17 protein-coding genes and 1 pseudogene are annotated in these 18,802 nt (G+C 65.1%); 12 read left to right on the top strand and 6 right to left on the bottom strand.

The genetic code is table 11. The annotated features are described in order from the left end of the window. Positions 1-48: 48 nt before the first annotated feature. From NX778_RS12905 to NX778_RS12895, 3 genes are read left to right on the top strand one after another with little or no spacing between them, the layout of a single operon-like run. Entirely contained in the window at positions 49-1,074 is a 1,026-nt protein-coding gene (locus NX778_RS12905; protein ID WP_258812148.1) for an alpha/beta hydrolase family protein, read from the top strand. Then, entirely contained in the window at positions 1,074-1,403 is a 330-nt protein-coding gene (locus NX778_RS12900) for a hypothetical protein (RefSeq protein ID WP_258812147.1), read from the top strand. The genes NX778_RS12905 and NX778_RS12900 overlap by 1 nt, the downstream gene beginning before the upstream one ends. Positions 1,404-1,406: 3 nt before the next feature. Then, complete coding sequence (locus NX778_RS12895; protein ID WP_258812146.1) at positions 1,407-2,171, top strand: hypothetical protein; 765 nt, start codon at positions 1,407-1,409, stop codon at positions 2,169-2,171. 9 nt (positions 2,172-2,180) lie between these two features. Here NX778_RS12895 and NX778_RS12890 read toward each other — a convergent pair whose 3' ends face one another. Continuing rightward, positions 2,181-3,092 carry a LysR substrate-binding domain-containing protein gene (locus tag NX778_RS12890; protein WP_258812145.1) on the bottom strand — a complete coding sequence of 304 codons (912 nt, stop codon included), beginning with the start codon at positions 3,090-3,092 and terminating at the stop codon, positions 2,181-2,183. A gap of 114 nt (positions 3,093-3,206) precedes the next feature. Here NX778_RS12890 and NX778_RS12885 point away from each other — a divergent pair. The 9 genes and pseudogenes from NX778_RS12885 (at position 3,207) to NX778_RS12845 (ending at position 14,599) form a co-directional block, all read left to right on the top strand. Then, positions 3,207-4,066 (top strand): annotated as a pseudogene (locus NX778_RS12885) (pirin family protein). 101 nt (positions 4,067-4,167) lie between these two features. Continuing rightward, positions 4,168-4,809, top strand: a complete 642-nt coding sequence (locus tag NX778_RS12880) for a hydrolase (protein WP_258812144.1) — start codon at positions 4,168-4,170, stop codon at positions 4,807-4,809. Between the two features lie 119 nt (positions 4,810-4,928). Next, complete coding sequence (locus NX778_RS12875) at positions 4,929-5,270, top strand: hypothetical protein (RefSeq protein ID WP_258812143.1); 342 nt, start codon at positions 4,929-4,931, stop codon at positions 5,268-5,270. Between the two features lie 534 nt (positions 5,271-5,804). Next, positions 5,805-7,094: a nucleotide sugar dehydrogenase gene (locus NX778_RS12870; protein WP_258812142.1), complete on the top strand. Its 1,290-nt coding sequence runs from the start codon at positions 5,805-5,807 to the stop codon at positions 7,092-7,094. Positions 7,095-7,172: 78 nt separating this feature from the next. Then, the gene (locus tag NX778_RS12865) at positions 7,173-8,207 is read left to right on the top strand and encodes an SDR family oxidoreductase (protein ID WP_258812141.1); all 1,035 of its coding nucleotides are present in this window, start codon (positions 7,173-7,175) and stop codon (positions 8,205-8,207) included. A 41-nt stretch (positions 8,208-8,248) separates the two neighbouring features. Further along, positions 8,249-9,649 carry a TIGR03013 family XrtA/PEP-CTERM system glycosyltransferase gene (locus NX778_RS12860; RefSeq protein ID WP_258812140.1) on the top strand — a complete coding sequence of 467 codons (1,401 nt, stop codon included), beginning with the start codon at positions 8,249-8,251 and terminating at the stop codon, positions 9,647-9,649. Between the two features lie 53 nt (positions 9,650-9,702). Next, a complete protein-coding gene (gene prsK / locus NX778_RS12855; RefSeq protein ID WP_258812139.1) occupies positions 9,703-11,781 on the top strand; it encodes an XrtA/PEP-CTERM system histidine kinase PrsK in 2,079 nt (692 codons plus the stop codon). A gap of 14 nt (positions 11,782-11,795) precedes the next feature. After that, a complete protein-coding gene (gene prsR, locus NX778_RS12850) occupies positions 11,796-13,166 on the top strand; it encodes a PEP-CTERM-box response regulator transcription factor (RefSeq protein WP_258812138.1) in 1,371 nt (456 codons plus the stop codon). Continuing rightward, on the top strand, positions 13,163-14,599 hold the full coding sequence (locus NX778_RS12845) for a chondroitinase-B domain-containing protein (RefSeq protein WP_258812137.1): 1,437 nt from the start codon (positions 13,163-13,165) through the stop codon (positions 14,597-14,599). Before prsR ends, NX778_RS12845 begins: the two co-directional genes overlap by 4 nt. On the opposite strand, the gene NX778_RS12840 is transcribed toward NX778_RS12845, so the two are convergent. From NX778_RS12840 to NX778_RS12820, 5 genes are read right to left on the bottom strand one after another with little or no spacing between them, the layout of a single operon-like run. Then, entirely contained in the window at positions 14,596-15,414 is an 819-nt protein-coding gene (locus tag NX778_RS12840) for a hydrolase 1, exosortase A system-associated (RefSeq protein WP_258812136.1), read from the bottom strand. The two genes, NX778_RS12845 and NX778_RS12840, sit on opposite strands and share 4 nt — an antisense overlap. After that, a complete protein-coding gene (locus NX778_RS12835; protein WP_258812135.1) occupies positions 15,407-16,240 on the bottom strand; it encodes a hydrolase 2, exosortase A system-associated in 834 nt (277 codons plus the stop codon). The genes NX778_RS12840 and NX778_RS12835 overlap by 8 nt, the downstream gene beginning before the upstream one ends. A 3-nt stretch (positions 16,241-16,243) precedes the next feature. Further along, a complete protein-coding gene (locus NX778_RS12830) occupies positions 16,244-16,489 on the bottom strand; it encodes an acyl carrier protein (RefSeq protein WP_258812134.1) in 246 nt (81 codons plus the stop codon). A gap of 8 nt (positions 16,490-16,497) precedes the next feature. Next, the gene (locus tag NX778_RS12825) at positions 16,498-17,544 is read right to left on the bottom strand and encodes a GNAT family N-acetyltransferase (protein WP_258812133.1); all 1,047 of its coding nucleotides are present in this window, start codon (positions 17,542-17,544) and stop codon (positions 16,498-16,500) included. Continuing rightward, positions 17,541-18,722 carry an aminotransferase class I/II-fold pyridoxal phosphate-dependent enzyme gene (locus NX778_RS12820; protein WP_258812132.1) on the bottom strand — a complete coding sequence of 394 codons (1,182 nt, stop codon included), beginning with the start codon at positions 18,720-18,722 and terminating at the stop codon, positions 17,541-17,543. The genes NX778_RS12825 and NX778_RS12820 overlap by 4 nt, the downstream gene beginning before the upstream one ends. Positions 18,723-18,802 lie beyond the last annotated feature (80 nt).

The raw sequence follows: 18,802 nt of genomic DNA, 5'->3' as shown, positions 1-18,802 counted from the left end.
GCCTGACGGGGAAAACGCTATAACATTATTTTATTAACGGAGAATGGCATGTCGAAGTTTCGCTGGTTTTTCAGGTCCGTCTGCGTGATGCTGGCGCTGGCTGTCGGAGGCAGTGTCCTGGCGAAGGACGATCAGCCGAAGGAAGGCGCGCTCGACAAGTACATCAATCGCGATGCGAAGGACGTCGGCACTCGCCTGGAAGTCTTGCAGACGACTGCCTACGAGGCGGACCAGAACGTCATCGCGCTCAGTTTCATGCAGGAATACGGCGACCGTATCCGCATGAAGCGGGTCTATTTCCCGACGCCTGACAAGCTGCTGATTCCGGGCTACGTGTTCAGTCCCGTGAAGCGTGAACCGGGCAAACGCTATCCTGCCGTGGTCATCGTCCACGGAGGCATCCATGAACATCTGGACTGGCCCTTCTTTCCGATGATCGAGGCGGCAATATCGCACGGCTTCGTCGTGATTTTCCCCGAATACCGCGGGAGCCGCGGTTATGGCGCCGAGCACTATCGCAACGATTACGGCGTGACCGATGCGGCCGACGTGATCGCCGCCGGCGACTATATCGCGCGCCAGGATTTTGTCGACAGCAGCGCGGTGTCCATCATGGGCCATAGCCGGGGAGGGATGGTCACCCTGAACGCCATCGAAAAGGCGCCGAAGCGCTTCAAGGCTGCCGTGGATATTGCGGGCTTGGCGGATTTTGTCGCGTATATGGCCTACAAGCCGGAATATCGTCGCCAGGAAGTGGCTAATGAAAGCCCCAGCTTCAACGGCAAGCTGCCATTTGAAAATCTTCCCGTGTACATGGATGTCTCGCCCATCAACCATGTCGACAAGATCCAGACACCGCTGCTCGTGATCGGCACCCTCGGCGACAAGATCGTGCCTTGGCAGCTGCATTCCGGACGCCTGATCGATGCACTGAAAGCACAGGGCAAGACCTTCGAGGTGAAGCTGTACGACGCCGCGCCCGGCGGCCACGTCTACATCTACGGCGACAGTGATGAGACGCGTGACACCTTCGACCGCGCCTTCAAATTCATCGCGAAATATTCCAGGAACTGATGAATACAGCAAGCATCCGGCGGATCGAGAATCTCCGCCGGCTCGTTGCCGCGCTTGCGGACCGCTCGATGGGGCCGGACGATGTTGTCGGCCTTCTTGGCGTCGCCGACCGCGCGGCCCGCAATTACATGAATGAACTCAAGCTGGCCGGGGTCGGGCGCGCCGATCCGACGCAGCGCGGCCATTTGCGCCTGAACGCTGATCCGTCTGCCATCCGGGATTTCCTGGAAGAGCTGGGAGCAGACGGAAGCGTTTGCGCCAAGCGCAAGCCGCCGGGTCCGCGCCGCGATCCGCTCGTTTCGGCCCTGTTTGGCCACGGGAAGATTTGAAGCATGCAGAAGAAAATCCTGGACATGTCGATTGCGGCGCTGGCTTTGGCTGCAGGGACAGCCGCGGCGGCGCCTGAAGAAATCCAGGTCTACATGAACGAGATGAGCAAGCCCGGCGAATTCGGGCTGGACGTGCACACGAATTACGTGCTGTCGGGAGCGCGCGAACCGGATTATCCAGGTGCGCAATTGTCGCGACATTCGCTGCGTGTGACCCCGGAGTTTTCATATGGGCTGAGCTCCAGCCTTGAACTGGGCGCCTACATTTTGGGTTCGCGCGATGGCGACGGCCGCTACAACGTCGGCGGCGAAAAGCTGCGCCTGAAATTCATCCCCAGCGCGGCGGACAGCCCGCTGTTTTATGGCGCGAACCTGGAAATTGGCCGGGTCGAGCACCGCTTCGACGAAAACCCGTGGAATGGCGAGCTGAAAGGAATCCTCGGCTACAAAGGCTCGCGCTGGACCGCGGCCCTCAACGTGAATGTCGATTTCAAGGTCTCCGGCCCCGCACCGGCGCCGACGACAATCGAGCTTGCGAGCAAATTCGGCTACGCCATCAGCGACACGACCCAGGTCGGCTTCGAAAGCTACAATGAGCTGGGTGAAGCGCGCCAGCTCGGCAATCCTGGCCGGCAGCCGCACACGACCTACGCCGTCCTCGACACCAATGTGAAAGGCTGGGACCTGAACCTTGGCATCGGCCGCGGCAACAGGCAGGCGTCCGATCGCTGGGTGCTGAAGGCGATCATTGGTGTGCCTTTCAATTAATCCGCCTTCTTAGCCTTCGGTCCGCCGCCGCGCCTCGGTGCATTCGGCCGCCAGGAAATCGAGGAAGGTCCGGATCGAAGGCAGCAGTCCCCGCCGCGATGGAAACACGGCATGCACGATGCCGGCGGGCGGTTGCCACTCGGGCAGCACACGGACCAGTTGCCCGGCTTCGACCTGGCGCCACACCATCATGGTGGGCAGCGCCGCAATCCCCACGCCGGCAATGGCCGCGTCGCACAGGGCGGCCATATCGTCGGTCACCAGCCGTGGCACATGGCTGATGTGCGCCGTCCGGCCGTCGGCGTGCTGGAGCTCCCATTGGTAGTCCCGCTTTGCCGGCCCCAGCGTCACGCTGGGCGTGCCGTGCAGGTCGGCGGGCGAGTTGATCGATCGCCCGGCCAGGAAGGTGGGGCTGGCCACCAGGCCCAGCGTGCTGATGTCGAGCTTGCGCATCACCAGCTCGCTGGATTCGAGGGGCGGGAAGCGCACCCGGATGGCGACGTCGAAACCTTCGCCGATCACGTCCACGCGCCGGTTCGAGCTTTCCAGATGGATGACCACGTCCGGGTACGCCTCAAGGAAGCGGGCGAACAGCGCGCCGAACTGGAAGTTGATGAGCGCGACCGGGCAGCTGACCCGGATGATGCCGCGCGGCGCGGCGCGCACCTGGGCGATGACCTGGTCGGCGGCTTCCGCCTCCACCAGCATGGCCACACAGCGGTCGTAGTAAGCACGGCCCAGCTCGGTGGTCGAAAACCGGCGCGAGGACCGGTTGAGCAGGCGTACCCCCATCCGTTCTTCCAGCTGCTGGATCCGCCGGCTGAGCCTGGACTTCTGCAATCCGGTGGCGCGCGCGGCCGCAGCGAAGCCGCCGTGGTCGACGACCTGGACGAAATAGTAGAGATCATTAAGGTCTTGCATCGTCCTATTATCAGGACGGATCGTCGAAAATCGCAATCTTTTTGAATGATCGTTGCGATGCTAAGCTGGTTTTGATGAGGCGGCAAATCTGCCGCCGCCAATGGAGAAGACATCATGCGCAAGACGATCGTCGGACGTTACGGCAACAACCGCAGCCACTGGGTGGGTGACGGCTTTCCGGTCCGTACAACGACCTGGGCCAGCATGTCAGCCCCTTCCTGCTGCTCGACTATGCCGGTCCGCACTATTTCGAGCCCACGACCAGCCGCCGCGGCGTCGGCCAGCACCCGCACCGCGGCTTCGAGACCGTGACCATCGTGTATGAGGGCCAGGTCGAGCACAAGGATTCGGCCGGCAATGGCGGCGTGATCGGCCCCGGGGACGTCCAGTGGATGACGGCCGGCGCCGGCATCCTGCACGAGGAATACCACGCCCCGGCGTTTGCCCGGACTGGCGGCCCGTTCCGGATGGTCCAGCTGTGGGTCAACCTGCCGGCCAAGGACAAGATGACGCCGGGTGGCTACCAGGGCATTGTCTCGGCCGACATTCCGGTCGTGGACCTGCCCAATGGCAGCGGCAAGGGGCGCGTGATCGCCGGTGAACTGCTCGGCGCCACCGGTCCGGCCAGGACATTCACACCCATCAACATCTGGGACCTGCGCCTGGCCGCGAATGCGGACCTGGAACTCAACTTGCCGGAGGGGCACACGGCGATGCTGGTGGTGTTGTCCGGACATGTCACCCTCAACGGCAGCCAGGAGGCCGGCACGGCGGAAATGGTGTTGCTGGGCCGCGAAGGCGGCGAGCTGGGCATCCGGGCCGATGGCGACGCGACGGTGCTGGTCCTGACCGGCGAGCCGATCGAGGAGCCGATCGTGGGCTACGGACCGTTCGTGATGAACACGCAGGAACAGATCCGCGAGGCCTTCGAGGATTTCAGCAGCGGCCGCTTCGCCCCGCCTGCGCAAGCCTAAACCGTCATCAGTATAAGGGGACGGGCAGGCCCGCGCCGTCCCCGCCAGCCCGGCGCACCCGGGCTGGATTCCGGCGGGCCTGTCAAAGAAAGGATGTCATCATGGCCAGCGAACCGATTCGTGACCCGAAAGCAGACCACCTCCTGACGCCGCAGAACGCGGCCTTCATCATCATCGATTACCAGCCGGTGCAGGTGAATTCGATTGCCTCGATGGACAGGCAACTGTTGCTGAACAACATCGTCGGCGTCTCGAAAGCCGCCGTCGCCTACGGGCTGCCGGTCGTGCACTCGACCGTCAACGTCCAGAGCGGCCTGAACAAGCCGCCAGTGCCCCATATCCGCAAGGTGCTGGGCGACTATCCGACCTACGACCGCACCACCATCAACAGCTGGGAGGACGTGGAATTCCGCAAGGCGGTGCAGGAGACCGGCCGCAAGAAGCTGATCATGACGGCCTTGTGGACCGAGGCATGCCTGACCTTCCCGGCGCTGGATGCGCTGGCGGAGGGCTACGAGGTCTACGTGCCGGTGGATGCGGTGGGCGGCACGTCGGTGGCCGCGCACGAAGCCGCACTGCGCCGTATCGAGCAGGCCGGCGGCAAGCTCATTTCTACCGTACAGCTGTTCTGTGAACTGCAGCGCGACTGGAAGCGCAGCGAGACCGTTCCCGCCTTCATCAAGCTGTTCATCGAGACCGGCGGCACGGCCGGCATCCAGTTCTCGTACGACCGCAGCGAGTAAGCCCCTGCCATCGGCGGCGGCCGGCCGCCGCTGCTTGTTCTTGCGCGTGTCGTGCGACAACGGCTGAGCAGCGGGTTTACGATCCGAATTGTTGTCTTGAAAACAATTCGGAGGAAGAAATGAAGAAATTGCTTGCGCTGAGCCTGCTCGCGGCCGCTGTCACCGGCTGCGCCACCAGTCCCGAACGTATCCAGCCGGCACTGGTCTCGCAAGACCAATACATGAGCATCGACTGCTTGCAGCTGGATACCTCGATGACGATGGCCAAGGCGGATCTGAAAAAGTTCTCGGACATGCAGGACGCCCAGGTCAAGAAAGACGCGGTCAGCGTGTTCTGGGTCCTGATCCCGGTCAGCTGGTTCACCGGCGACCACGAAAAGGACGTCGCCAAGTCGAAGGGCGAAGTCGCCGCGATCCAGATTGCCGCGGCCAAGAAAGGCTGCAAGGCGCTCCAGGCCTGAACTGGATTTCAACATCCGGCGCGGTCCGATTCCGGCGCCGCGCCTCCCTCCGCCCCATCCGGACAGTGCCGGATTTCCAAGTTTATTTCTAAAAAGCAATGCCGTAGCTCATCCAATCGTGCGCCATCTGCTTGGTTTCCGGAACTACGATTACTCAACAGTTCAAAGAGGGTGCGCACGATTCAATTCACTCCGGAACTTGAAAATTAGAAAATGCTAATATTGCAGCACTGTTGCTTGGAAGATAAGTCTAATTTGACAAATGCCGATCAGCCCAAGCACAGGCCACCTGCTGAGCAAGTGGAAGAAATTTCTCGGTAACTGCGATTTTGGCAACGTTTCGTTGCGAACCAGAGACGACAAGCCTGGTTTTTGCTTGAACCGCCTCGTTTTGCGGTGGCTACGGCGGGTCGTCGATGCAGTGCCGGTTAGTATATTTTTGATATTAACCTGATGATTTGCGCAGTATCGTTTTGGCAATATCGGCCCGAACGAATGCTCGAAGCGAATTTGATTCTGAGAACGGAACCGATGATGAAAGCAGATGAGGTCGTCGCAGTAGTAGGTCTGGGCTATGTCGGCTTGCCGCTGGCAGTCGAATTTGGCAAAAAGGGCAGGACAATTGGCTTTGACCTGTCCTCGGCCAAAATTGAGAATTACAAGCGCTTTATCGATCCGACCGGCGAAGTGTCGACGGCGGAACTGAAGGAATCGCGCCACCTGGAAGTCACCAACGATCCGTCGCAGCTGTCGCAGGCCGACTACATCATCGTGGCCGTGCCGACCCCGGTCGATATCGCCCACAACCCCGATTTCACGCCGCTCGAAGGCGCCAGCAAGACCGTCGGCACCCACATGAAACAGGGCGCGATCGTGGTGTACGAATCTACCGTGTACCCGGGCGCCACCGAGGAAGTGTGCATTCCGCTGCTGGAAAAATACTCCGGCATGAAATGGAAACAGGATTTCCACGTCGGATTTTCGCCGGAGCGCATCAACCCGGGCGACAAGGAGCACCGCCTGACCACGATCCTGAAAGTGGTCTCCGGCGACGACGAGGAAACCCTGGAGCGCGTGGCGCAGCTGTATGAATCCGTGGTCGCCGCCGGCGTGCACCGTGCTTCCAGCGTCAAGGTGGCGGAAGCAGCAAAGGTCATCGAAAACACCCAGCGCGACCTGAATATCGCGCTGATGAACGAACTGGCCATCATTTTCGACAAAGTCGGCATCGACACGCTGGAAGTGCTGAAAGCGGCAGGCACCAAATGGAACTTCCTGCCGTTCCGTCCGGGCCTGGTCGGCGGCCACTGCATCGGTGTCGATCCGTATTACCTGACCCACAAGGCCGAAATGATCGGCTACCACCCGCAAGTGATCCTGGCCGGCCGCCGCATCAATGACGGCATGGCGAAATTCGTGGCCGAGAAAACGGTCAAGAACATGATCTCCTGCGGCTTTCACGTCAAGGGCTCGAAGGTCAACGTGATCGGCCTGACGTTCAAGGAAAACTGCCCGGACCTGCGCAATTCGAAAGTGGCCGACATCGTCCATGAGCTGGAAAGCTACGGCTGCGAAGTGCACGTGCACGATCCGGTCGCCGACGGCGCCGAATCCGAGCACGAATACGGCATCAAGCTGCAAAGCTGGGACAGCCTGCCGAAAGCCGACGCCCTGATCGTGGCGGTGCCGCACGAGGAAGTGCTGGCGCGTTCGCTGCTAGATTTCGAATCGAAGCTGAACGAAGGCGGCTGCTTCATCGACGTGAAATCGCATTTCGATCCGAAGGCGATCAGCGAAGCCGGCTTTTGCGTCTGGCGGCTGTAAGCATTACCGGTGGACCGGCTGCCGCATCGTCGCGGCGCCGGCCCGGAGCAAGGCATCACCTAGAAAAGTGTCCCTAAAGTGAAAAAGCTCAAAGACGTCGAACAGCATCTGCGCCAACACCGCTACCACTGGCTGGTGACGGGGGCGGCCGGTTTCATCGGCTCGAACCTGGTGGAAACCCTGCTCAAGCTGGACCAGCGCGTGACCGGCCTGGATAATTTCGCCACCGGTCACCAGCACAACCTGGACCAGGTGCGCGACCTGGTCGATGCCGCGCAATGGCGCAATTTCACCTTCATCGAAGGCGATATCCGCGAATTGAACGATTGCGTGCGTGCCTGTGAAGGCGTCGATTTCGTGCTGCACGAGGCTGCGCTGGGATCGGTGTCGCGCTCGATCGACAATCCGATCGGCACCAACGAAACCAATATCACCGGCTTCCTGAACATGCTGGTCGCCGCGCGCGACGCCAAAGTCAGGCGCTTCATCTACGCCGCATCGAGCTCCACTTATGGCGACCATCCGGCGCTGCCGAAAATCGAGCACCAGATCGGCAATCCGCTGTCGCCCTATGCAGTGACCAAATACGTGAACGAGCTGTATGCCAATGTCTTCGGCCGCACTTACGGCATGGAGACCATCGGCCTGCGCTATTTCAATGTGTTCGGTCCGCGCCAGGATCCCCACGGCGCTTATGCCGCGGTGATTCCGCAATGGATCGCGGCGCTGATTAAAAACCAGCCGCTGCGTATCAACGGAGATGGTGAAACCAGCCGCGATTTCTGCTACATCGATAACACGGTGCAGGCCAACCTGCTGGCGGCGCTGGCGGACAAGGAAGCGGTGAACCAGGTCTACAACGTGGCCCTGAACGACCGCACCTCGCTCAATGCGCTGTACCAGATGATGCATACGCTGCTGCGCGAGCGCTTTGCGCACGTGGCGGACCACAAGCCGCAATACGTCGACTTCCGGCCAGGCGACGTACGGCATTCGCAAGCTGATGTTTCCAAGGCCGCTGAGATGCTCGGCTACGAGCCGACGCACCGGATCGGGGATGGATTGAAGCAGGCAATGGATTGGTACATCAGCGACCTTGCACGGCAAGGGTGAACGCGTGGTACCAGGTAACAACAAGAATTCTGGAGGCTGACGTGCTTAGGATATCTAATCACTACGTTTCGAAGATCGTTTTCGGACTTTTATTCGTCGAACTGCTGGTGCTGATGGGGTCCGCCTATGCCGGTGCGGCCGTGCGCCACCTGGGCGCCGGCGAAGTATTCACGCCCGGGCACCTGCATCATTTCTTCACCTCGGCGATCGCCTTCACCACCGCGGTCGTGTTCAGCATGAGCGCGATGGGCATGTATCAGCTTAATTTCAGCGACGGCGGCAGCCGCAAGTCGATCTTCCTGCAGCTGATGCCGTCCTTCGTGATGGGCTTTTTCATCCTGACCCTGCTGTTCTACCTGGCGCCCGACCTGGCCTTCGGCCGCAGCATCCTGCTGATGGTGTTCGCGATCGCCGCCATCGGCATTTTCATCGCCCGCATCGTTTTCCTGAAAACCTCGGAACTGATCCAGTCGCGCATCATGTTCGTTGGTAATGGCCCGCTGGCCAAGGAGTGCAGCGACCTGGCGCTCAGCACCACCCGCTACCACCACTACAAGATCGCCGGCTTCGTGCCCAACGATTCGGAAGAAGTGTGCGTGCCGGCCGCCAGCCTGCTCAAGGTGCGCGAAGGCGAATCCCTGGCCAAGCTGGCCCGCAAGCATGGGGTAGAGGAAATCGTGGTGTCGGTGCAGAACCGCCGCACCAAATTCCCGATCAAGGAACTGCTCGACTGCAAACTGCAGGGCGTGAAGGTGACCGATGCCGCCACCTTCTTCGAGCGCGAAACCTGCCAGATCCGGGTCGACTCGCTGCAACCGAGCTGGCTGGTGTTTGGCGGCGGCTTCGACCAGAGCTTCGTGCGCACCTTCATGAAGCGTTCCTTCGACCTGGTGTGCAGCTCGATCATCATGGTGATGACCTTCCCGGTGATGCTGCTGGCCGCGCTGGCCGTGTGGCTGGAAGACCGCGGCCCGGTGTTCTATTCGCAGGAACGGGTGGGCAAGGACGGCAAGACCTTCCGCGTGCTCAAGTTCCGCAGCATGCGCGCCGACGCCGAGAAGCCCGGCAAGCCGCAGTGGGCCGCGCAGAACGATCCGCGCGTCACCCGCATCGGCGGCTTCATGCGCAAGACCCGCATCGACGAGCTGCCGCAGATCGTCAACGTGTTCAAGGGCGAGATGTCGTTCGTCGGCCCGCGCCCGGAGCGGCCCTACTTCGTCGAGCAGCTGATCGAGGTGGTCCCGTACTACAACGTCCGGCACAGCATCAAGCCGGGCATCACCGGCTGGGCCCAGGTGCGCTACGGCTACGGCTCCTCCGCCGAAGACGCGCTGCAGAAGCTGCAGTATGACCTGTACTACGTGAAGAACAACAGCCTGTTCCTGGACGTGCTGATCCTGATCGACACGCTCAAGGTGGTCCTGTTCCGCAGCGGCCGCTGAACGCTTTACCAGGCCGGGCCGCGAGGCCCTGCCGCTGATCCTTCGGGTGCATCGTGACGAGTATCGCCGCCTATAGCTACGCGCTGGCCGCCGTCTGTTTCCTGGTGCTCGGGATGCCGGTCCTGCTGCGCTGGAACGCCCGCCAGCACGGGCGCATGCTGGCCCTGGCCTGCGTGCTGTCGGCCGCCTGGGCCGGCGCGCACGCGTGGTGGGCCTCGCAGCTGGTGATCTGGTCCTCGGTCACGGGCGCGCTCGAGATCGTGCGCGACGCCGGCTGGACCGTGTTCCTGCTCGGCCTGCGAGGCCACTACCGCGACCCGTGCAGCAAGCTGCCCTTCGGCCTGCGCGGTTCGCTGTTCGCGATGGGCTGCCTGTACGCGCTGCTGCTGGGCGCGACGTTGGCGCACTACTGGGACCTGCCGCCGTTCTCCAGCCTCGGCCTGCTGCCGACGGTGGCCGCGCACGTGGTATTCGCGGTGTACGGCATGCAGCTGATCGAGCAGGTCTACCGCAACAAGTCGGTGCCGGAACGCTGGGCGATCAAGTTCGCCTGCCTCGGCATCGGCGGCATGTTCGCCTACGACTTCTATATGTACAGCCACACGATGCTGTTCCGCGAGGCGAACCCGGACATCTGGGCCGCGCGTGGCATCGTCAACGCGCTGACCGTGCCGCTGCTGGCGGTGTCGATGGGCCGCAGCAAATCGTGGACCTCGCCGCTGGCGCTGTCGCGCCGCGTGATGTTCCATTCGGCCGCGCTGTTCGGATCGGCCGCCTACCTGCTGGCGATGGGCCTGGCCGGCTACTACCTGCGCTTCTTCGGCGGCAGCTGGGGCACGGTGATGCAGGTGACCTTCCTGTTCGGCGCGATCGTGCTGCTGGCCGGGATCCTGTTCTCGGGGACCTTCCGCTCCTGGCTCAAGGTTTTCATCAGCAAGCACTTCTACCGCTACGACTACGATTACCGCGAGGAGTGGATGCGCTTCACGCGCACCCTGTCGGCGCCGGGGCCGAACCTGGCCGAGCGCGCGATCGAAGCGGTGGCGGCATTGGTCGAAAGCCCCGGCGGCGTGCTGTGGCAGCGGCGCGAGGGCGGCCGCTTCGAGCCGGTCGCCCACTGGCATGCGCCGGCCGCGCGGGCCTGCGAGTATGCGGATTCACCGTTCTGCCAGTTCCTCGCCTCGACACGCTGGGTGGTCGACCTCACCGAATGCGCGCGCCACCCCGACCGCTACGACGGTCTCGCGGTCCCGGACTGGATCGACAGCTTCCCGCGCAGCCGGCTGGTGGTGCCGCTGGTCCTGCAGGGCAGCCTGTTCGGCTTCGTGGTGCTGCAGAACTCGCGCAGCCCGCTCAAGCTCAATTGGGAAGTGATCGACCTGCTCGGCATCGCCGGCAGCCAGGCCGCCAGCTATCTCGCGCAGCAGGACGCCGCCAACGCGTTGATGGTGGCGCGCCAGTTCGAATCGTTCAACCGCATGTCGACCTTCGTGGTGCACGACCTGAAGAACCTGGTCGCGCAGCTGTCTCTGATGGCCTCCAACGCCGAGCGCCACCGCGACAATCCCGAATTCCAGCGCGATATGCAGGAGACGGTCAGCTACTCGGTCCAGAAAATGAAGCTTCTGCTGCAAAAACTGGGCCGCGCCGCGCGGCCCGAGAAACCGGTGCCGCTGGCGGTGGAGCAGGTGGTGCGCCAGGCGGTCGCGCTCAAGGCCGCGTTCGAGCCCAGGCCGCGGCTGGAGGTCAAGGCCGGCGGCCTGTACGTGGTGGCCGACAGCGAACGGCTGGAGCGCGTGCTCGGCCACCTGATCCAGAACGCGATCGAGGCCACCCCGCGCAGCGGCGAGGTGACGATCCGCGTCGGCGCCGCCGGCGGCCGGGTGTCGGTCGAGATCAGCGACACCGGCGCCGGCATGAGCGAACAGTTCATCCGCGAGCGCCTGTTCACGCCCTTCGAGTCGACCAAGTCGGCCGGCATGGGCATCGGCGTCTTCGAAAGCCGCGAATACATCCATGAGCTGGGCGGCGCGCTGGAAGTGAGCAGCGCGCCCGGCCTTGGCACCACGTTCAACGTCATCCTGCCCCTCTACCAGGAAGAGGCGCGGGCCATTCTGGAACAAGCCGCATGAAACAAGGAAGCACCGTGACCCAAGCAAAACCGAAACTGCTGATCATTGAAGACGATCCGGGCCTGCAGAAGCAGCTGCGCTGGAGCCTGGACGCCTACGACGTCGTGGTGGCCGGCGACCGCGAGAGCGCGCTGGCCCAGGTGCGCCGCCATGAACCGGCGGTGGTGACGATGGACCTCGGCCTGCCGCCCGACCCCGATGGCGCGACCGAAGGCATGGCGACCCTGCAGCAGATCCTGGCCATGGCGCCGGACACCCGCGTGATCGTCTTGACCGGCAACCAGGACCACGAACACGCGGTGCGCGCGATCGGCATGGGCGCCTACGATTTCCACCAGAAGCCCTGCGATCCGGTCATCCTGAACCTGGTGATCGAACGCGCCTTCTTCCTGAACGAGCTGCAGCGCGAGAACCGCCGCATGCAGACCGTGCAGGCCGACTCGCCGCTGGCCGGGGTGATCAGCCGCGACGCCGGCATGCTCAAGGTCTGCCGCAATATCGAGAAGGTGGCGCCGACCTCGGCCTCGGTGATGGTGCTGGGCGAAAGCGGCACCGGCAAGGAAGTGCTGGCGCGCGCGCTGCACCAGCTCAGCCCCCGCGCGGGCCAACGCTTCATGGCGATCAACTGCGCGGCGATTCCCGAGAACCTGCTCGAGAGTGAACTGTTCGGCTACGAGAGGGGCGCCTTCACCGGCGCCGCCAAGCAGACCAAGGGCAAGGTGGAGCTGGCCAACGGCGGCACCTTCTTCCTCGACGAAGTGGGCGACCTGCCGATGGCGCTGCAGGCCAAGCTGCTGCGCTTCCTGCAGGAGCGCGTGATCGAGCGCATCGGCGGCCACGAGGAGATCCCGGTGGACGTGCGCATCGTCTGCGCCACCCACCAGAAGCTCAAGGATTTGTGCGCGCAGGGCCGCTTCCGCGAGGACTTGTACTATCGCTTGTCCGAGATCGTGGTCAACATCCCGCCGTTGCGCGAGCGCGACGGCGACGCGGCGCTGCTGGCGCATCACTTCAAGAACAAGTTCTGCGCGCAGGAGTCGCGCGCGGCGCTGCACTTCTCGCCCGACGCCATCGCGGCCATCGAGGCCTACGCCTGGCCCGGCAATGTGCGCGAGATGGAGAACTGCATCAAGCGCGCGGTGATCATGGCGGACGGTCCCTCGATTGCCGCCGACGACCTCGGCCTGCCCGACACCGCGGCGGCGGAACAGCCGATCAACCTGCGCCAGGTGCGCGACGATGCCGAGTACAAGGCCATCGTCAAGGCGCTGGCCCGGGTCGACGGCAATATCGTCAAGGCCTCCGAACTGCTCGGCATCAGCCGCCCCACGATGTATGACCTCATGAGCCGGCACGCGATAAAAACTGCCGCGGCAGCCGCATGAACCCGCGCGCCCTGCGCTTGACATCGTTGCTGGCGCTGTTCGGCCTGACGATGATGAGCGGGGGCGCGCTTTACGTGCAGGGACTTGGCCTGGCGCCGCGCGCGCTCGGCCCCTACCTGGGGCCCGACGGCGCGGGGCTGGTGGCGGGGGCCGGCGCCTGGGTGCGCAAGGTGCTGCTGGCGCTGGACCGCGGCGAACGCCAGCCCTACCTGCTGCCGCCGCTGGCCGCCGGCGCGCAGCGTGAGCCGCTGCAGGTCCGCCAGCCCTTGCCTTGCCTTGACGATCCGGCGTGCCGGCGCGCACACCGTTTCGCCGGCAACGAGGCCGACGTGCGCGCGGTGCTGGCGGACGCGCAGCCGGGCGACATCATCACCCTGCTGCCGGGCACTTACCGCTTCAGCGAGACGCTGGCGGTGCGCGGCGAGGGCACGGAGGACGCGCCGATCACGCTGAAGGCGGAACGACCGGGCTCGGTGCTGATCGAGTTCGACGCGCGCGTCGGCTTCGCAGTGGAGCAGCCGTGGTGGCGCTTCGAGAACCTGTCGGTCCGAGGCGTGTGCCGCATCGATTCGGCCTGCGAGCAAGCGTTCCACGTGAGCGGCAACGGCCACCACTTCTCGGCGGTGAACAATACCATCCGCGACTTCAACACCCACCTGAAGATCAACGGCAGCGGCGGCCGCTTTCCCGACCGCGGCCTGGTCGACCACAATACGCTGGCCAACGGCGCGCCGCGCCATACCGCCGGGCCGGTGGCGCCGATCTACCTGGTCGCGGCCAGCGGCTGGACCATCCATGGCAACCTGATCGCGGACTTCGTCAAGGCCGGAGGCGACCGCACCAGCTACGGCGCGTTCGCGAAAGGCGGCGGCGCCGGCACCACTTTCGAGGACAATGCGGTGCTGTGCGAACAACGGCTGCAGGGCGAGCCGGGCCAGCGCATCGGCCTGTCCTTCGGCGGCGGCGGCACCGCCAGGTCCGAGTGCCGCGACGGCCGCTGCATCACCGAGCAGGATCACGGCCTGATCCGCAATAACCTCGTCGCCGGCTGCTCGGACGCCGGCATCTACGTCAACAGCGGCGCCGAAAGCCGCATCGTGCACAACACCCTGCTCGACACCGGCGGCATCGACGTGCGCTTTCCCGAGAGCGGCGCCGACGTCATCGGCAACCTGGTCGACGGCACGATCCGCGCCCGCGACGGCGCCCGCGTGCGCGCGCTCGACAACCTCGACACGCCGATCGCCTACCTGTACGCGGGCTACCATCCGGTGCGCAAGCTGTTCGCGGGCGTGCAGGGGCTGGACCTTGGCTGGAAGGGCGAGGCGCCGCGCCGTGCCCTGAGCGCGCCATCGGTGGACATGTGCGGCCGTCCGCGGCCGGTTTGGGCGCGCTACGGCGCCTTCGAGGATTTCGGCTACTGCGTGCGCTAGGCGCGCGCCCAGGCCATGGTCCAGGCCGCGAGCTGCTCGTGCCATTCGCGGCGCGAACAGGTATGGTCGGCCTTCGGCAGCGTGTGGCGCTCGAAGCGCTTCGCGGCCAGCAGCCCTTTCCACTTCGCCTGGTTCGACAGGTCCGAGAATTCCTGCGCAGTGAGGTCGGCGCCGCTCAGCATCAGCAGCACGCGGCCACGGAAAGTGCTGAGCGCATTGTGCATCCTGTCAGGCAGATCCTGGCTTTCCTGATGTCGCCGCGACGATCGCAGCAAGCCGGCGAAGGACCGAATGGCGCCGCGCGCATCGAAGCGGCCTGCGAGCAGCTTGTTCCAGAACTCGCGCTGCAGCAGGCGCGCGCCGTAGTAATGCTTGATGGTCGCGCGCGCCGCGCCTTCCTCGGTGCGCACCCAGGGATTGAGCAGGGCCAGGCCGGCCACGCGTGCATCGCGCGGCGCATACATCGCGGCGGCCGATGCGCCGTCGCACAGGCCCCACAGCAGCACTTCCGACATCCCGGGCGCCTCTTCGAAGAAACGGTCGATGGCGGCGCGGATGTCCTTGTTGACTTCGTCGAAACCGCGCATCGCGCCTTCGCTGTCGCCCATGCCACGGTAATCGAAGCGCATCGCCGGGATGCCGGCGCCGGCCAGGCTGCGCGCCAGCAGCGTGAACTGGCGGTGGCTGCCGGCCCGGTACTGCGGTCCGCCGACCACGATCAGCACGCCGCGCACGGATGGCTCGGGCGGCAGGCTGGCGACGCCGTACAGCCAGTCGCTGCCGCATTGGAAGGCGAGTGCGCGTTCCTCAGGCATCGGCCGTCTCGCGGCAGGCATTGACGGTGGCCTCGACCAGCGCCGGGCATTCGGTGATTTCCGGCGTGGCCCAGAATTGCTGGCCAGGCGCGATGTGCGCCTGCACGCTGGCGCCTGCTGCGCGCCAGCCGTCGATGGTGCGCGTGGCGGCCGGCGACAGCGTGCCCGCCACCTCGAACCAGTGGACCGGGCAGGGCGGCACGAGCACGGATGCGTCGAGCGCGTCGACTGGAAGCGCGAGCGCCGGTGACAGCGTGTAGCCCGCCACGTCCAGCGGTGCGCCTCCGAGCAATGCGGCTTTCAGTGCCGCCGTGTCAGCCTTGCTGCCCCCATCTTGCAGCAGCTCGCCCGCCAGGCGCAGGCGCAGCACTTGCGTCAGGTAGTTGGATCCCTTGGTGACCGGCTGCCACAGCAGCAGGCGATCGGCGCGGGTCCCGCGCGCACAATCGAGGGCGAGCAGGGCGCCCAGTCGCAGTCCCCACAAACCGACCGGGCAATCGAGGCGCGTACGCAGCCAGCCATGCGCCAGCGCCACGTCGGCCTTCCAGCTGTCCCAGCTCGCATCGCCGAAGTCGCCGCCGCTGTCGCCGCAGCCGTGCAGGTCCACCTGCAGCACCGCGATGCCGCCGGCGGCCAGTGCGCGCGAGGCCAGCGCGGCCATGCGGCGCGTGCGGTTCATCTCCTCGGCCAACGGATGGATGTAGACCAGCGCTCCGCGGCAGGCGCCGGCGGGACGGTGGAACAGGCAGAAGCGCGGCCCGGCGCCGCCTTCCAGGAAGAAGGGTTCAGCTGGCGCCGCAGTTGCCCGATGCTCGGGAGGCGCCATTGTTCATCCTGCTTTCTGCTCGACGAAGGCGGCCAGGCTGCCCAGCGTTTCGAAGGTGCTGGCGCTGATGTCGTCGTCGTCCACCTCGATGCCGAAGCGTTCTTCGAGCGCGCCGAGCAGGGTGACCACCGCCATCGAATCGAGTTCGGGCAGGCTGCCCAGCAGGGGCGAAGCGGCGGTCAGCTGTTCACCGGCGGGGCCGAGGTTGAGCACATCGATCAGGACTTGTTTGACATCGTTCAGGTACATAGCGGCTTTCATGGAGCGTTGTGCGCGGCCTGGCGGGAACGTGCGCGCGCTTCCAGCAGCGTGTGCAGGCGGCGCATCCCCGGCCATCGGTAACAGTTCACATGGTACATAGTGCGCGCCTCCTCCGTCCAGCGCAGGTGCCATTCCATCACGCGGCCGTAGAATTCCAGCCGCTCGAAGCGGCCCTCCCCGAACAAGCGGCGGCAGGCTTCCTCGCGCATCAGCAGCGTCGGCGACAGGCCGTTGGGGACGCGCTCGTCGTAGCTGGTCTTGAGCACCACGATGCTGTCGCGGTCTTCCACGCACAGGTCCATCGCGACCAGCTGCTCGTCGAAATGATAGCGGTAGACGCTGGCCGCGTCCCGGTCACAGAAACGCTCCAGCATCGCACGGTAGAAGCGGCCCTGCGCGTCGCGCGCCTGCACGGCGGTGCCGCGCGCGGCCTTCCAGCCGCCGCATTCCAGCCGGGCGAAGTCCTCGACCGCCTGCGCCATGGCGGCGGGATCGCGGCAGATTTCCAGCCGGGTCGCGACGCCATCCCTGGCCAGGCGCGCGCGCTGTTTCTTGAGGTTGGCGCGCAGGTTCTTGCCACGCGCGTTCCAGTACTCGTCGAAGCCGCCGGCGATGGTCACGCGCGCGGTGGAGATGTAGTCGAGCGTGCGCAGCGAAGGCGTGTCGGCGGGGCGCGGCAGCAGCATCGGGTCGAGCTGGGTCAGGCCGAACACCAGCGGAAAACCCGGCAGGCCGCGCATCAGGCCGAGCGCGAGCTGTTCGACATCTTCGCCGGGCTGCTGCAGCCATGGTCCGATGGGCGCCTGCGGCGGCTGGAAGGTCGACCAGCTGCCACGGCCGGCCGGCGCGACCAGCGCCATGGCAGTGGTGACGCCGTCGCGCTCATGCCACGCCAGTAGCTCGGCGCCAGTGCCGAACTGTGCGAGCAGCGGCTCGATAAAGTCCACCGCCAGCAGCGCCGGCGCGCCGCAGCGCATGTGCAGCTTGCGCCAGCGCGAGGCGTATTCGCCAAAGCGGCTCGCGGGAACGATGGTCCAGCTCATGGCGCCAGCGCCTCCCCGATGCGGTCGATCATCCACGACAGTTCCTGTTCGCGCAGCTCCTGGTGGCAGGGGAAGCCGAGCACGCGCCGCGACAGGTCTTCGCTGACCGCGCAGGCGCCGCCGTCCATGCCGGGCCACAGCTTTCGCCCGAAACCGACCACCGGCACGCCGGCCGCGCGCAGGCGTTCGCACAGGCGCTCCGCATCGTCGGCCACGAAGGGAAAGGCCCAGGGGCAGGCGCCGGCGGGCAGCGCGCCGTGCAGCGGATGTCCGCCGGGCTGGCCGCGCAGGGCTGCTTCGATGCGCACATAGTTGGCGCGGCGGCTTTCCGCGATGCGGGTGAGGGATGCGCGCCGCGTCATCACGCGTGCGAACCATGAGGAGCGCTTGTCCAGCCAGCGCGGATCGAAGTCGAAGCTGCTGTCGGATGAATCGGGCGACAGGCCGGGCGTGCCGGCCGGGCGGCGCGCCTTGAGCAGGCGCCAGGCGGCGTCCCTGGCCTTCATCGGCAGCCACAGCGCCGCGCGCGCCGCGCCCATGCGCCCGTGGGCAAAGCTCTTTTCCAGCGAGGCCAGCGCGATCTTGGTCTCGAAGGCCCAGCCGGCCGAGCGAAGTTCGACGGACCGCAGATCGTAGCGCTGCGACACCAGCAGGCCGCCCTCGTATATCGGCAGGAACTTCATGCTGCTGGCGATGGCGTAATCGCCCCAGGCGCCGACCGGGCGGCCCTGCTGCTCACCGATCAGGCAGTGCGCGCAATCCTCCAGCAGCCCGATCCCTCGCGCGTCGCAGAATGCGCGTATGGTGGACATCCCGGCCTGCGGGAAGCCGAAGTAGTGCGTCACGACGAGCACCTTGGTTGCCGGATCGAGCCGCGCCGCGATGTCGTCGAGGTCAACCGAGGTGTCCGCGCGCAGGCGGTAGAACACGGGCTGGGCGCCGCGCCACAGCACCGGCGGGATCATCGATGGACTGTGCCAGGCCGGCACCAGCACCTTGTCGCCGGGGCCCACGCCCATTTCGCGCAGCGCCAGCCCGATCGCGATGCGGCCGCTGGTCACGTAGCGCAGCTGGCCGACATCGAGCACCGAGCGCACGCGCGCGCCGCTGCCGCGCCGGAAGGCGGCGAGCGACAGCACGGGGCTGATCGGGATCGAGGGGACGGCTGAGCTGTGCATGGCCCGAGTATAGAACGAGTGTTAAAAAACTTGCCACGAGATATGTCCGGAACTAAACAATCGCCCGAGGCCTGTCGCCG

It is taken from the genome of Massilia terrae (genome assembly GCF_024753145.1).
In the GTDB taxonomy this organism is placed as follows: Bacteria; Pseudomonadota; Gammaproteobacteria; order Burkholderiales; family Burkholderiaceae_D; genus Telluria; species Telluria terrae.
Note: the sequence above shows the minus strand (reverse complement) of the source record. Positions and strands in the feature narration are given on the sequence as shown.